We start from the raw sequence: 16,057 nt of genomic DNA, 5'->3' as shown, positions 1-16,057 counted from the left end.
TTAAATTATTCGCTGGTGCACGCTACAGGGGAATAATACTAATTTTGGCACTCAACGTGTATAATTTTGGCGCGTACGTTGTTTTGCTTATTTAATTATGCTAATCTTTATGAATATTTAAGACGGGAAGAGGAAAGCATTGGATTAGCAGTTGGTTATTATTTGGATGAATTGCCTTATATATAGTGTAAAAATCTTATGATAAAGTAAGTTGAATGACAGAGGAGGGGTTTTTTGAATAAAAATATGTTTCGCCTATTATTAGGACAGTTTGTTACTATATTTGGATCACAATTATATTCATTTGCAATTAGTTATTATATTTTAAAAGAGACTCAGTCGGGTCTTCTTTTTGGAGTCAGTTTAGCATTGGGAATGTTACCACAATTCCTATGTTCACCCTTTGCAGGTGTAATATCGGATCTTTTTGAAAGAAAAAAAATAATAGTGGCTACAGATGCACTGAGTGGTACGTTTTTAATGTTAATATACCTGATAAGCAGATCTACAGGAATGAGCATATTTTATATTTATTTCTTAATGTTCGTGTTGGCCGTTTTAGCTGTTTTTAATTTAATAGCCTTGCAGTCAGCACTTCCCAATGCCGTGGATAAAGAATTGTTACCAAAGCTAAATTCCTTAAGTCAGAGTATCTCATCCTTTTCTAGAATATCTGCGCCCTGGATTGGTGGATTCATCATTCTTAAGATCGACATACAGCTTTTTTTGTTTATTAATGCTATTTCTTTTTTTATCGCTGCTATATTAGAATATCATATTGTATTTGCAGAAAGTAAAAAAAAATCAGCAGAAATTAAAGATTGTATTAATTTCAAAAAAATTATAGAAGATATAAAAGAAAGCTATACATATAGTAAAGATAATTCGTTAATTTTTACTATATTAATTTTTATGATTTCAATGAATTTTTTATTCCAATTTGGATTTACCGTTCCAGTACCATATATTATAAATAATACACTTATGTTATCCTCCAGACAATATGGGATGATTCAAAGTATGACTTCTTTAGGAGCCTTAACGACTTCATTGATTATGTCAAGTAAATTTAAAGTAGAAAAAAGTAAGCAGTTACTGATTCGTGCAATCTCTGTTATGTCCCTTTTAATGGTTTTTATGGGACTTGCAACTGCTTATGGAGAGTTAAATTTAAACAAAAATATTTCGTTTCTATTTTTTATAGTTTTGAACTTTATGTTTGGAGGCGCCATCGTATCAAGCAATATCCCAATAAATGTAATTTTACAAACATCATCAGATGACTCTCACAGAGGTAGAGTAATGGGATTATCCAGTATGTTATCCAGTGCGATTACTCCATGCGCTGTTATCGTATCAGGAATATTGCTTGATTTAGACTGGATGCATTCATATTTTCTCTGTATTGGAGGAGGCGGTATTTTATTGATTCTAGTAACCATAATGTCCAGAAAAAAAGAAATGCAAAATTAAATAGCATAGAGTGATCAGTTCTTCACCCGATAGCATTTCATGCCTTTTCCGTACGCCCCATGTGAATCTTGACACTGCATCCGAACACCTCTATAATGGGACCAGAGGCAGAACCTTATGAGAAATTGTCAATAAATATTGGATGAAAAGGAGCAGCCGGTAAGATCACAGGATCCTGCCGGCTGTATGAGAAAATTATATTATAAAGGATATTACCTGTAACAATTATTAATATACCCATTGGCTGTGTAGAAAAATTGTGGAAGATGTGAATAATATGTGAAAATGCAAATCGGATAAATTCCTGCAGAGGGGGAAAAATGAACAACTTACATTTTGTTTCCATTGAAGGAAACTGGGATAAAGATATACATGATAAAAGAATTGAACATGCGGCAATGATTCTGGAGAAAAATAAATCTTCCCTGGCGATTGCATCAGGAACCTATGCTCCAGCAGCATACTCATCTTTTTTTAAAGGGCGGCTGGGTGAATATACGAAGGAAACTCTTATAAACAAATATGGCATCCCGGCAATGAGAATAATACCTGCATATTCATTTCCATACAGTTCCACATATACAATTATTGACGCATTCGCAAATGCTGTACTTATAGGCTGGGTGAGTTGCGGTCTGAGGAAACGAAACAATGAAATAAATGTTTTATTCGAACCATGTACTTCAGAATTTCATGGTTTAAGAGTTGAGACTCTGAATCATCGTTCCTGCCAGTATCTCCATAATTTTAATGTTAACATAGAACTATCATGTACAAATAAACTCCCGATGGCGATACTGGAAAAAGAATATCCGGAAGAAGTAGTCAGATTATCGGAATTACAATCCGAGAGAGGATTAATAACAACAGGAGAATGGATCGATTATGGAAAAACCAGAAGTTATGATGACTTAAATAGTATGAAATATGATTTAGCTGAAGCTTTTAAGACCGTATTTAACTTTTCACTATCTGACATGGATACCTGTTTACGATCAGATTCGGGCAGGTTGATTTTTACTTTATTATGGAATCATATTACAAACAGTAAGAAGTTATGCGATAAGGATATTGAAAAAATTTGTTTGTACGCCCAGTCTTATTTAAATACGAATATATCCAATTCTGAGATGCTGGCTGTCAGGCGCATCGTCAGGAGCTTTACATTATAAACTTAAAATTGCGTAAATATCAGACACGCGGCAAATGTACGGTTTGCCGCGTGTGTTTATGAACTGGGAGGGTTATTTTCCTCCGACTGATATAAGTTGTGTTGAATAGCTTCTTATTTTAGACATTAATGCTGTATTTAAATTATAAGAAGCATCATCGACAGCGTTATCGAATTTCCAGGTAAAGTCACCCTGGTTCAAACGCCCGGCACTTGTTGTAACAATTCGTTCCACATTATTCACGCTATCAATATCAGAGAGGCTGACACCGATATCTTTGCTGGTATCAAAATTGTTATAAGCAAAACCTCCTGCTATGGTTTTATAAAAATCCGGAACGGTTTCATTTCTTGCAGTTGCTAAATAAGCATCAAAGGAGACCGCATCTTTCTTTGCTGTTCCTTCATTGGAGTTTGCATAAATCAGGCTGGAGGCATTTTCTATTATATTGTCAAAGGCTTTGATCATACCGCCATCTTCACCGGAAAACGTACCTTCGCCCAAAGCATCCGTACCCTGTAAGGAACTCATCATGGGGTATTTGCAATGTCTGAAATAGTTTGCTTCCACAAATGCAGAACTTCCTTTTGTAACACCAACTCCGTATTTTGCATTTCCATCAAAGAAATTATTGTAAATATGAACGGAGGCTGTCCTGATTCTCGGATGGCGGGAATCAGAATGATCGTACCAGTTATGATGATAAGTTACGAAAAATTCTGCAGTATCTTTCATTCCGCAAAGAGAACATTTACCGGAATCCCAGAAATGATTATAGGATAGGGTTACATAAGTGGATCCGCTCTTAACATCAGCAGAACCATCTCCTTTCGCCTGATCGGCATCGGAACCTGCACTTCCGTAAAAGATATCATTATTATGAACCCAAACATTACAGTTAGCCGTATCAAGTGAAATTCCATCGTCAGGAAACAGCATGACACCTAAGTTCCTGATTTCCAAGTTTCCGCAATTTCTGATTAAGAATCCCCAGCCATAAGCGGTCGCATCATCGCCGATGCCTTCTAAAGTCATATTCATTTCTTTGTAGGAAGTTTTTCCTTTTACTTCAAGGTATCCATTGCTGTTAAGCTCTAAAGCCATGCTGCTGTCCGTGACCTGACCGATAAAACGGATGGCAAGCGGAGTTGTGTCATATCCTTTCTGGCGTAACTTTAAAATTTCACCAATGCCGGTACCCGTTTGTTTTTTGCCGGAACTGTTCACAATAACATCAAGTGTTACTGTTTTTGCTGTATCAGAAGTCACATAAATCACCTGTGCATTGTCTTTTAGTATTCCATTATCCCTGTATGCGCCAGATCCGGATTTATACTGAGAATCACCGGAAAAAGCAAATCCGGTTCTGTCGTTTGCACTCACGGTGAGAGCACTGGAAACAATGCTTTCTTTCGCGTTATTTGGGAGTATAGCTTCCGCTTTCATAACATATTGGCCGGGTGCAAGGCCTACTGCATCAGCTCTCCAATAGGTGGAATACTTTCTTATTAATTCATTATCAATCTGCACGTAAGCAGAATCGTCTGCACCCGTGGGTTTTATATACACATTGTAGGCGACAGCATTGCTGACAGGATTCCATTTGATATACGCACTTTCAAACCAGCCTCCGCTCTCTGTCAGCGAAATACCTGCTGCATAAGCCGGCAGTATATAAGTACCTGTTACCATTGTAAGCATTAAAGAAAAAAACAATAGTTTTTTAATAACAATTTTCCATTTATCTTTCATTATTCGTTCTCCTTGTATGATTGAGTCGTAGCTTTTCTTTACCAATTCTAATCGAAAGGTGCCAGTCAGCACTAATTATAAAGTGCATACATCGTATTGGCACCGCGTTCCCATTAAAAAAAACCTCCTGTCTGAAATAATTTTAGTTACAGAAAATCGGATCCGCGTTTTCTATAACTCAATGCTACAGCCAGTGCGGCATGTAATACAATGCAATGGTTTTAAGTGCAGTACAGAGGGTTAAAGTAAATTGTGGTTTACAAATCGCTGCAATTCTCCTTTTTCATTAGTAAATACCTTAAGGAGGATTCATTGATGAATGGTGAAATCGAAAAAAAGGAGCAGAAAAAAGCTTTCCTGCAATCATATCAGGCACTCAATTTTTCGATAAAAACATTGGGAAACCTGTTGGCCGGTTTTGAAGAGGAACAAAATCATTTACTTTCTGTTTTGCAGGGAGATTCCGGCACAGACTTGGCTGCGGAAATGAACGATATATTCTCATCTTTTAGAAAGCAGCTGGGGGAAAAGAATCAGATATGCAAAATTATCGTGAAGAATGTGAGCCGGATGGATTCTGAAATAGAAAAAAATATACTTCTGCTAAAATATATCTCCGGTTATACATGGGAAGAAATCAGTGAAATGACTAACTATAGTTTAAGACAGGTTTATAACATACATAATCATGCACTGAAACATTTTCCCATGTGATAAGTATGGAATGGCAGGTTGTTACAATTATCCTGCTTCATGTCCGGGAATGCTGTTGTTAATATAATTATTTCCTTCTAATTCAGGTAAGCCGGTGACCTTCATATCACGGATGATGGGATAGAGATCCTGATCATGAGGAAATTCAAAATGTAAGGTCTGGTCCTTTCCAGTATAAATGGCTTCGGTACCGTCTCCTGTGAAAAAAGCGGTACTGGTTGGGAAAATAATTGTACTTTCATCGGTTGCCATAACCGTTTCAGATATTGAAAAATCAAAAGAAGTATCAGTAATATTACTGATCAGGATCTCACAATATACAAACGGTGATTCTGTTGCAGGAATATCCACATATTTGTAAACACCTTCATCAAAATAAGTTCCTTCATATAACTGGACATTTGCTTTGACATGACCAGATTCGGTATCTGTTGGTGCTTCACTCGTTAATGGAGCAGCTTCGCTGGTCGTATTTTCTACGGTAGTTTCTATGCGCTGGGTCATTCGGTCAGCTCCTTTTGCACATCCGCTTAACAGGAAGCCTGTGGATAGACAGATGCATACTAAAACAAGTCTCTTTTTCATACTTTACACCTCATATAATTAATTGCCAGGCTTTAATGCCAATAATATATTATATTTTACCATGAAACGGAGATTGAATCAAATAACCAACAATGTGAAATGATTTATTTAACAAGAAAGGAGTAAAGAGATGAAAAAGGCTACAAAAGGAGTTTTAAAAAGGGGTGTCTTTGTTTTTCCGGGGAAGGTGGAAGCCTATGGACCATCTGTCATGTATACATCACCTGCCGGTTCGCCCCCACCAGGGGCATTATATGCAAGGGCTGTGCAGACAGGCAGTGGAAAGATGTATGCAACATTTGAACAATATACCACAGGGGTATCGTCATTTCCCATCTTTGAAAGCACAAATAATGGAGAAACGTGGACAAAGGTTGGAGACGTAAGGGATACGCACAAGGGCGTGGGAATGAGATGGGAACCACAATTATATGAACTGCCTCAGGCAATCGGAAATATGCCGGCAGGAACGCTCCTGTGTGCCGGACTTGTTTTGCCTTATGACCGGTCTTTCTGCGAGATAGATTTATATAAGAGCAATGATGCAGGGAGAAGCTGGACCTATGTAAGCACAATAGCAGAGGGCAAGGCAGCGTATCCTGGAAATGATCCTGTCTGGGAGCCATTTTTAATGGTCGCCAATAACAAGCTTATCTGTTATTACTCCGATGAGCGGGATCCTGCCCATAATCAAAAATTAGTGCATCAGACAACAACAGACGGAATTATTTGGAACAGTGTGGTAAATGACGTAGCACTGTCAGACAGCAGCCAGAGACCAGGTATGGCAGTGGTGGCCAGAATGCCTGACGGAAATTATATCATGACATATGAGATCGTTGGAAAGCCTGGCGGTGCTTATTATAAAATATCATCGGATCCGGAAAGCTGGAATCAGACGGATGCAGGAACCTGTTTTGACCCATCTGGAAGCAGCCCATATTGTGTTAATTTAAATGGAACGGTTATTTTAAGCAGTGGCGGTAACAGTAAGCTGTATGCAAATAATAATAATGGCACTGGCAGCTGGTCGCAGATTGATTCCGTTATCGGTGCATGCTATTCCAGATGTCTTGTCCCAATGAGTAACGGACGCCTGTTTGTAATTGGAGCGGGCTGGAATGGCAGTGGATTAAATCGTGTTACTTATGGTGATATGTCCGTTCCCACGACAGCAGATACATACGTTAAACTTATAAACCGGTCTACCGGATTGTGTATGGATGGATACGGGTATACTGCAAACGGCTCCGACTGCAATCAGTATGCCAGCAATAATAGCATGAATCAAAAATGGGTGCTTGAGCAGTCCGGCAGCTATTATATGATCAGAAACGGTGCAACCGGACTGTACTTAGATGGTATGGCCCGTACGTCAAATGGCTCTGTCTGTGGTCAGTGGGGTAACAGCGGAAGTAATAATCAAAAGTGGATACGGGAAGTATCCGGCAGTTATTATAAATTTAAAAATGTTGCAACAGGACTATATCTGGATGGGATGGGATCAACTGCCAACGGGGCGAATTTGTGCCAGTGGGCAGGCAGTACAAGCAACAACCAGCAGTGGTCTGTTGTAACACCCTGATTGTAAGATGTGAACCCGAAAAATTATTTTTAGATTTACATTTTAGATAAAAGTTTCTTTATAGAAGTTAGAAGCATGATGCTTTTATAGAGGCTTTCAATTAATTCAGACAGTTGGTTATCCACCTGCAATAAATGGGGAAAGGAGAGGCGAGAGAAATTTCACAGGTGAGGAACCGGCTGATCAATTAATTGTTAGATAAAAAATTTAAGGAGGTTATTGTATGAGTAAGAAAGAGTTATCTAAAAGTAATTCAGTTACATCAGATAAGACAAAAAGCACAGACAAATATCAAGACAGATTTATGGAACTCTGGGGAGATATTAAGAATCCGAAAAATGGGTATTTCAGTGATAAAGGGATCCCATATCATTCGGTTGAGACTTTGATTGTAGAAGCTCCGGATTATGGGCACGTAACTACAAGTGAAACTTTCAGCTATTATATGTGGCTGGAGGCAATGTATGGAAAATTTACAGGAGATTTCAGCGGATTTAAAACAGCCTGGGACAAAGCAGAATCCTACATGATTCCAACGGAAAAAGACCAGCCCGAATCCAGCATGAGTAAATATTCAGCCAGCAAGCCTGCAACTTATGCCCCGGAATGGGAATTGCCAGACTTATATCCTGCCCAGCTGAATTTTGGTGCAGCTGTTGGAACTGACCCGATCAACAGTGAACTGGCCGCTGCCTACGGCAGCAATACCATGTATGGAATGCACTGGTTATTAGATGCAGATAACTGGTACGGCTTTGGAAGCAGAGGCGACGGTGTATCAACACCATCCTATATCAATACGTTCCAGAGAGGGGAACAGGAATCTACCTGGGAGACAATACCGCAGCCATGCTGGGAAACAATGAAATACGGCGGCAGAAATGGATATCTTGACCTGTTTACAGGAGACAGCAACTACTCAAAGCAGTTCAAATATACTGACGCACCTGATGCAGATGCCCGTGCTATCCAGGCTACTTACTGGGCAAATAAATGGGCTGATGAATATGGCATTGACCTTGGAACTTATAATTCCAAAGCCAGCAAGATGGGTGATTATTTAAGATATGCCATGTTTGATAAATACTTCCGTAAAATCGGTACTCCGGCAGCTGCTGGTACCGGATATGATGCAGCTCATTATCTGATGTCCTGGTATTATGCATGGGGCGGCGGAGTAGGTTCTGACTGGGCATGGAAAATTGGAGACAGCCATAACCATTTTGGATATCAGAATCCTATGACAGCCTGGATATTATCGGAAGATGAAGATTTAAAACCCCTGTCCCCAAAAGGAGCCAGCGACTGGAAGTTAAGCCTTAAGAGGCAGCTTGAATTTTATCAGTGGCTGCAGACTTCTGAAGGTGCGATTGCAGGCGGAGCCAGTAACTCCCATAAAGGCCGTTATGAAGAATGGCCGGCAGGTACCTCAACCTTTTATGGAATGGGATATGTAGAAAATCCTGTCTATGCAGATCCTGGAAGCAACACCTGGTTTGGTTTTCAGGCATGGTCCATGCAGCGTGTAGCTGAATATTATTACAAAACGAAAGATGACAGAGCAAAAGCTATTTTGGATAAATGGGTAAGCTGGATTAAATCAGTGGTACAGCTGAATGAAGACGGAACCTTTGCTATTCCAAACGGTCTTGACTGGTCCGGACAGCCTGATACCTGGACAGGTACTTATACAGGCAATAAGAATCTGCATGTGATTGTTACCAGCTACAGCACAGACCTTGGTGTTACAGGTTCTCTTGCAAATACCTTATTGTATTATAGCAAGGCATCTGGTGATGATGAATCAAGAATACTGGCAAAGGAGTTATTGGATCGTATGTGGAATCTGTACAGAGATGATAAGGGCCTTGCAACGCCAGAATCAAGAACAGATTACAAACGGTTCTTTGACCAGGAAATCTACGTACCAGCAGGCTGGACGGGGAAAATGCCAAATGGCGATGTGATTAAATCCGGTGTTAAATTTTTAGACATTCGTTCTAAATATAAAGATGATCCGGATTATGAGAAAGTTCTTACTGCTTATAACAATAATTCCGATCCGGTATTTCACTATCACCGGTTCTGGGCACAGTGTGATATCGCCATTGCAAATGGTGTATATTCCCTGCTGTTTGGAAATGGCGATGAACCAGTAATAAACTCTGCGATAGACCCGGTAATTGCAGCATTTGATAAGAATATTGCTGAACAAACAGATATTACAGTAGAGCTTACTTTAAATGGTAATACTTTTAACGGTATTAAGGACGGAAGTGCTTATTTAACGGAAGGGACTGATTATACTTTATCCGAAAGTACGGTCATTTTGTCTAAAGACTATTTAGCAGGTAAAGAAATCGGTAAGTTAAAGCTTGTTTTTGACTTCAATAAAGGAGTTGATCCGGTACTGACCGTAACGATCACTGACTCCACACCAAGCGGTTCTGTTACCCCTGCCGCAGCTACCTTTGATAAGAACCCTGCAAAACAGGCAGATATTACAGCTGTCTTAACAATGGCAGGACATACACTGAAAGGCATCAGGCTGGAAAACAGGGAGCTGACGGAAGGAGTGGATTATACCATATCCGGAACAACCGTTACTTTCTTAAAAGCTTCACTGGCTGGTCTTGCTGCAGGAACCTACAAGGTAGTATTTGATTTAAGTGCAGGAACCGATCCTGTATTGGTTCTGACTGTAGTAGATACTTCCGTTGCCAAAGGCAGCATTAAGATACAGATGTATAATGGAATCACATCAGCGCAGAGCATTTCTCTCAGTCCGAAGTTCAAGATTTACAATAACGGCACAACCAGTGTAAAACTTTCTGATGTTAAAATCAGATATTATTACACAATTAATGGAGAAATGAATCAAAGCTTCTGGTGTGACTGGTCCTCAGTTGGCAGCAGCAATATTACCGGAACCTTTGTTAAATTGCCGGTCGCAAAGACGGATGCCGACTACTGTCTGGAAATTGGATTTACATCTGGGGCCGGAAATCTGGCAGCAGGAGAGTATGCTGAGATACAGATCAGAGTGACTAAAATTAACTGGACCAATTATACTCAGACTGATGACTATTCCTTTGAAGGATCTGCAATGAGCTATGTGGATTGGCCAAAGGTTACAGGGTACATATCTGACAGCCTGAAATGGGGAATAGAACCTTAAGTGGTAAAAGCTTATAAAAAGCATGTTCCGGGTTTTTATAACCGGAACATGCTTTATTATGGCGTTTCCAATTCCAACATTATTTCTATTCACATTTAGAGTATCCACAGCTTTTGCAGGTATTGCAACCGCCTTCAAATGTAAGTTCTAAACCACATATGGGACAAGGATTGACTACGTTTGCTCCATCCGTTTTATCATAGGTTTTATTATTCTTTTTCAGTTGTACCGTTTCTGTGTTACCCTTCTTTATATTATCACCAGGGTATTTTAATTGCAATTCTGACTGCATTTCTTCATACATCTGAGTCAGTGCTTTTCCGATTGACATGGGACAGCTGGATCCAGGTGAGGTATCCCGCATTGTTGCTGTCCGCACTGCATAAGAGGAGCAGACCAGTGTACTTTCCAGCTGATCAACGATGTCTTCCAGTTCAATTCCACCTCGAGCAGCCAGTGAAATCATACGGCTTAATCCAACCATAAAGCTATTGCATCCGCCTTTGGAACCTTTAGAAAGGAATATCTCCATAAATTTCCCGGTGAAGGGATCAAAGAATGCTTCACAGTGAAGGGTTCCGCAACCAGTCCGAAGGGTTCTTCTTTTACCAATACAGGCATCTGAAACCTTTACGATTTGACCGCGTTCCAAGTTCCCGGAAGTCTTTTCTTCACTGGTTGTTAATATTCCCAGACGCTTACAGCCATCTCTGAATATTGTAATTCCTTTCAGACCATATTGCCATGCCATAAAATACAAAGCCTGTACCTCTTCTTTTGTAAATTCTTTCGGAACATTGACCGTGGAACTGATGGATGCATCGATATGATTCTGCCAGACTGCCTGCATTTTAATTCGTTCCGTATAGGAAAGGGACTGGGCAGTTACAAAAAAATCAGGTAGATCATGTTCGTCCGTAATGCCATTTTCGGTCATATATTCCTGAACAATGGGGGTGTATATTTTATAATATACATCTTCACCATGAAGACTTTCTGTTTTTCTTGTATAGGAATTGGAATAGATTGGCTCTATCCCCCCGGATATGCCAAGCATGGTTGACAGTGTCCCTGTTGGTGCAATTGTCAGAAGCTGAGAATTGGATAGACCGCCTGCTTCTTTCACAAATGCAGCAACTTCTTCCTCAATATTTGCTTTAAAAAATGCAGTTTCCATAATTTCTTCTATTTTGCACTTTGGAAACGGTCCGTTTTCCTTTGCAAGTTTTGCAGATTGATAAACTGCATTATTAATCATTTCTTTTGCAATTGTGTTGCATAGCTCAATACTTTCATCACTTCCATATCGAATCCCTAATTTAATGAGTAAGTCTGCGATACCCAAAACACCAAGGCCGATCTGCCGCCAGTCCCGGACAGAATCCCGCTGTTCTTTCAGCGGATGTAAAGGAAGACCTTCATCCAGTACTTCATTTAAAGCAGTTACACAGGTACGTACATCTTTTATAAAGTTTTCATGATCAAAGACTTTCTTATTCTCTTTTATCGCAACGTAAGCGGAAAGATTAATGGCTCCAAGCAGGCAGGAGCCTCCAGCCGGTAATGGCTCTTCCGCACATGGATTCGTTCCGGCATATTTGAATTCCCTGGTATTGGACAGCAGATTCCAACTTTCAATACGATCCCAGAACAGCATTCCGGGTTCTGCATAATCCCAGTTCATCTCACAGATACGGCAAAAAATTTCATATGCATTTACTTCTTTTTCAATTACCTCACCGGTGTCTTCTACCTGAAAAGTCAGCATAAAAGGGGCATGTTTCTTCACTGCTTCCATAAATGCATTTGTTATCCGGATTGAGATATTTGCTTTTGTAACCTTAGTTAAATCAGATTTTATTTCAATAAATGATTCCAAATCCGGATGGGTACACGGAATGCTGATCATTAACGCTCCCCGTCTACCGTTTTGTCCAATTAATTCGGTTACTGCAGAGTATAAATCCATAAATGAAACAGAACCGCTTGTATTCTCAGCAGCGTTGTGAACCAGAGCTCCTTTGGGCCGGAGCTTCCCAATATCAACACCACAACCGCCTCCGTAGCTGTAGGTTCTTGCCAGTGATTTAGCCGTATCAAAGATACTTTCAATATTATCTTCGGGAGGAGTTACTACATAACAATTGGAGTAGGTGATTTTCTTGCCAAATGAAGATAATCCTCTATTGGTTAATATTCTTCCGGCAAATAAAAATTTCTTATGGATAATAAGCTCTGCTACCTCCCTGTTTCCGCCGGAGACACGTTCAACCCATTCGTCAAACTCCTCATTGTTATACCGGTATTTATTGTTCCAGATATCCTGCCCTAAAATATTGCCGCTGCCCAAGTATTCCGTTATATCCATTTTGTATTTTCCTCTCTTTCCAAATCAGTTTATATCTGTATTATGACCATATATATAATAGGACAAAATACCATATATTGAGAAACAATATATATTGTATACCATATGTAGAACAAGATCAATCGCTTTGTAATAAATAATATTTATTAGAGATAACATAGTTCTATGTTCCGTCCAATGACGTAGAACTGTTAACAGGACAGAAACCCTTAACAGCAAAAGAGCTTGCTAAGAACTACAGCTATATCTGGGAAAAGAACATAACGAATTGGAGAGATGTTCAGTAGATAAGACTATTATCTGGGAAAATATTCGGATATCAATCAGGGCTGTGCACAAAATATCAGTGCACAGCCCCAAAAGGCTAACATTATTCAGTTAAGCGGTATAACATTTCCTTAGGACTGCTTTTTCACCGGTCTTATATATTTCCAGAACCGCTCCGGATTATGATAAAAATAAAGAATTCTGCCGGGAGTTGGATCAAAGCAGTAACGGGTATCTGTAAAATCAAAGTCTGCCATTGCCTTTTCAATTTTTTCTTCCACACTTCGGTTTTCCTGTTCATAATCAAAGGGGCCGTGTTCAAAAGCAATATACTCTGCTTCCGGAACATCAATCAGAAGCATTTGAGGCGGCACTTCGCCTTTGTAGTCAGAAGGAAGACGTACGCCATAACACTCTGTGCGGGGAAAGCCCCAATCGCAGAGCCGTCCGTCAGGGTCATTCATATATGCCATAATCTGACCGTTGCCGCTGTTTGACTCAGTCCCGCCTTCGTCATCCAATTTGCCCTTGATGCTGTCCAGTAAGCCGCAGATGGTGTCGCAGTCCTGTCCTGGAATCAGACTTTGTTTCTGCCAAAAATCCCAATATCCATTACTTTCATAGTTTTTAATGTGCAGAAATTTGTGTGCTGGAATAGTAACAAAATAAATCTTTACATCATTTTCCGATTTCATCATGCCAATCTCTCCTAATCCTAAAAAGTAGCGGTCAAAAGGAGTTATTTTTGTACGAAGAATAACAGGTTTGGGCTTTTTCCGATACTCACTTGGAGTTACACCATAGGAATTCTTAAATGCTCTGGTAAAAGCTTCGTGGGATGAAAAACCATAATCAAAAGCAATATCCAGAAAACTGTTGTCACTGTCGCGAACCTCTTTTAACGCATAAGCCAACCTTCTAAGCCGCAAATATTCCCGAAACTGCATACCCGATATTTCCTTGAATTTTCTGGTAGTATGAAATTCAGAATAACCAAGTTTGCGGGAAAGAAAGCGCAGCGTCAGTGATTCATCGTGATGCTGTCTGATCGATTCATCAATTTCATCAACAATTAGCTGAATCTGCCTGTGCCATTCGTACATTTTCTGTTCACCTCGTTTCAATCGCTCTATGAGAATTATAGCGGAAAGAAAATTTCAATTCTTGATTTTACTTGCTGAAATCAATGCTTTTTTCGCCAGGAATTATATCAGTCTGATCCGGGTGAAGACGGCACATATGGTAAGCTTATCACAGGAAAGACAGTGATACAATATTTGATCAGGTTGTTTATTTAATAAAAATCTGATATTATAATCAACATCTCAGTTATAATAAAAGGAGGATTAACGATTATATGAAATTTCCAGACGGATTTCTTTGGGGAGGGGCAGTGGCTGCGAACCAGTGTGAAGGAGCGTATAATGAAGATGGAAAGGGGTTAAGCACTCAGGATGTGACCCCTCACGGTATTAAAGGTCCTGTAACAAAAGAACCGACACCAGATAATATGAAGCTGATCGGAATTGATTTTTATCATCGATATAAGGACGATATTAAGCTTTTTGCGGAAATGGGATTTAAAGTTTTTCGGACTTCAATAGCCTGGAGCCGGATATTTCCAAATGGGGATGAAAAAGAACCAAATGAAAAGGGGCTTCAGTTTTACGATGATTTATTTGACGAGCTGCTGAAATATGGAATTGAGCCTCTCGTGACCATTTCCCATTATGAGACACCGTTAAACTTGTCAGTCAAATACGATGGCTGGATTAACAGGGAGATGATAAGCTTCTATGAGCGGTATGTCAGAACTATTTTTAAGCGCTATGGCGGAAAGGTGAAATACTGGCTGACTTTTAACGAGATTAACTCTGTGCTTCATGAACCGTTTTTAAGCGGCGGAATCTATACGGATAAGAGCCGGTTAAAGAAACAGGATCTTTATCAGGCCATTCATCATGAACTGGTAGCCAGTGCTTTGGCTACGAAAATCGGTCATGAGATGATGCCTGGCTGCAAAATCGGCTGTATGATCTTAAGCATGCCAATGTACGCCCTGACTTCTAACCCGGATGATGTGATTGCAGCCATGAAATCAGATCATATGAATTCATTTTTTGGTGACATGCATGTCAGAGGTCAGTACCCTGGATATATGAAGCGGTATTTTAAGGAGAATGATATTCAGATTAAAATTGCTGATGGTGACGAAGAGCTATTGAAGAATCACACGGTGGATTTCGTATCATTCAGCTATTACATGAGTATTTGTGAAACTGCAGACCATTCCAAGGCACAAACAGGAGAAGGCAATCTCATGGGCGGAGTGACAAATCCCTATTTAAAGAAAAGTGAATGGGGCTGGGCGATTGACCCTCAGGGACTTCGCTATGTACTGAATCAGTTCTATGACCGGTGGCAGAAGCCCCTGTTTATTGTGGAAAACGGACTTGGAGCCATTGATGAGCTTGTAACCGAGCCGGATGGGACATGGACGGTACACGATGATTACCGTATTAATTATTTAAGAGATCATTTGCTGCAGGTGAGAGAAGCGATTGAAGACGGAGTTCCGATTATGGGCTATACCAGCTGGGGGTGCATTGATCTGGTCAGTGCTTCAACAGCAGAATTAAAGAAAAGGTATGGTTTTATCTACGTTGACCGGAACGATGATGGAACAGGTACGTTAAACAGATATAAGAAAAAATCATTTGAATGGTATAAAAATGTGATAGCATCCAATGGAGAAAATCTGTAAAAGTGTACAAAATATACTGAAAAATATTAGTTAAAATACCGGTTGTTTTTATAACACTCCTGTGATACGATTTAGTCAGTTTACAGGAGTGTTACTATTAAATTAGGCAAGTCTGCATCTGTTTTATTTGGTGCATACTTGTTTTTTTGTTTTTAAATATATCTGTAACATTATTTAACATTGAGATTGAGGGTACTTT

10 protein-coding genes are annotated in these 16,057 nt (G+C 39.7%); 6 read left to right on the top strand and 4 right to left on the bottom strand.

What is annotated here, in order from left to right; all coding sequences use genetic code 11:
• Positions 1-234 precede the first annotated feature (234 nt).
• Together V7D18_RS20830 and V7D18_RS20825 are read left to right on the top strand one after the other, a co-directional pair.
• Positions 235-1,473, top strand: coding sequence for an MFS transporter (locus V7D18_RS20830; protein WP_426157128.1), 1,239 nt, complete (start codon positions 235-237; stop codon positions 1,471-1,473).
• Positions 1,474-1,793: 320 nt separating this feature from the next.
• Complete coding sequence (locus V7D18_RS20825; protein ID WP_426157126.1) at positions 1,794-2,645, top strand: hypothetical protein; 852 nt, start codon at positions 1,794-1,796, stop codon at positions 2,643-2,645.
• Between the two features lie 72 nt (positions 2,646-2,717).
• Here the strand turns inward: V7D18_RS20825 and V7D18_RS20820 are convergent, their stop codons facing one another.
• Complete coding sequence (locus V7D18_RS20820) at positions 2,718-4,397, bottom strand: pectate lyase family protein (protein ID WP_426157124.1); 1,680 nt, start codon at positions 4,395-4,397, stop codon at positions 2,718-2,720.
• Positions 4,398-4,712: 315 nt separating this feature from the next.
• Here V7D18_RS20820 and V7D18_RS20815 point away from each other — a divergent pair, with 315 nt between their 5' ends.
• Positions 4,713-5,111 carry a hypothetical protein gene (locus V7D18_RS20815; RefSeq protein WP_426157122.1) on the top strand — a complete coding sequence of 133 codons (399 nt, stop codon included), beginning with the start codon at positions 4,713-4,715 and terminating at the stop codon, positions 5,109-5,111.
• Between the two features lie 27 nt (positions 5,112-5,138).
• Here V7D18_RS20815 and V7D18_RS20810 read toward each other — a convergent pair whose 3' ends face one another.
• Positions 5,139-5,696, bottom strand: coding sequence for a hypothetical protein (locus V7D18_RS20810; protein WP_426157120.1), 558 nt, complete (start codon positions 5,694-5,696; stop codon positions 5,139-5,141).
• A 130-nt stretch (positions 5,697-5,826) separates the two neighbouring features.
• Between V7D18_RS20810 and V7D18_RS20805 the strand changes: the two genes are divergently transcribed.
• Positions 5,827-7,281, top strand: coding sequence for an RICIN domain-containing protein (locus tag V7D18_RS20805; RefSeq protein WP_426157118.1), 1,455 nt, complete (start codon positions 5,827-5,829; stop codon positions 7,279-7,281).
• A 223-nt stretch (positions 7,282-7,504) separates the two neighbouring features.
• A complete protein-coding gene (locus V7D18_RS20800) occupies positions 7,505-10,459 on the top strand; it encodes a glycoside hydrolase family 48 protein (protein WP_426157116.1) in 2,955 nt (984 codons plus the stop codon).
• Positions 10,460-10,544: 85 nt separating this feature from the next.
• Here the strand turns inward: V7D18_RS20800 and V7D18_RS20795 are convergent, their stop codons facing one another.
• Positions 10,545-12,827 carry an adenosylcobalamin-dependent ribonucleoside-diphosphate reductase gene (locus V7D18_RS20795; RefSeq protein WP_426157114.1) on the bottom strand — a complete coding sequence of 761 codons (2,283 nt, stop codon included), beginning with the start codon at positions 12,825-12,827 and terminating at the stop codon, positions 10,545-10,547.
• A gap of 398 nt (positions 12,828-13,225) precedes the next feature.
• A complete protein-coding gene (locus V7D18_RS20790; protein WP_426157112.1) occupies positions 13,226-14,197 on the bottom strand; it encodes a helix-turn-helix transcriptional regulator in 972 nt (323 codons plus the stop codon).
• A gap of 254 nt (positions 14,198-14,451) precedes the next feature.
• Between V7D18_RS20790 and V7D18_RS20785 the strand changes: the two genes are divergently transcribed.
• On the top strand, positions 14,452-15,858 hold the full coding sequence (locus V7D18_RS20785) for a glycoside hydrolase family 1 protein (protein ID WP_426157110.1): 1,407 nt from the start codon (positions 14,452-14,454) through the stop codon (positions 15,856-15,858).
• Positions 15,859-16,057 lie beyond the last annotated feature (199 nt).

Source organism: Lacrimispora sp. 38-1, from assembly GCF_049890855.1.
Lineage (GTDB): Bacteria > Bacillota > Clostridia > Lachnospirales > Lachnospiraceae > Lacrimispora.
This window is presented reverse-complemented; position numbering and strand designations above follow the sequence as displayed.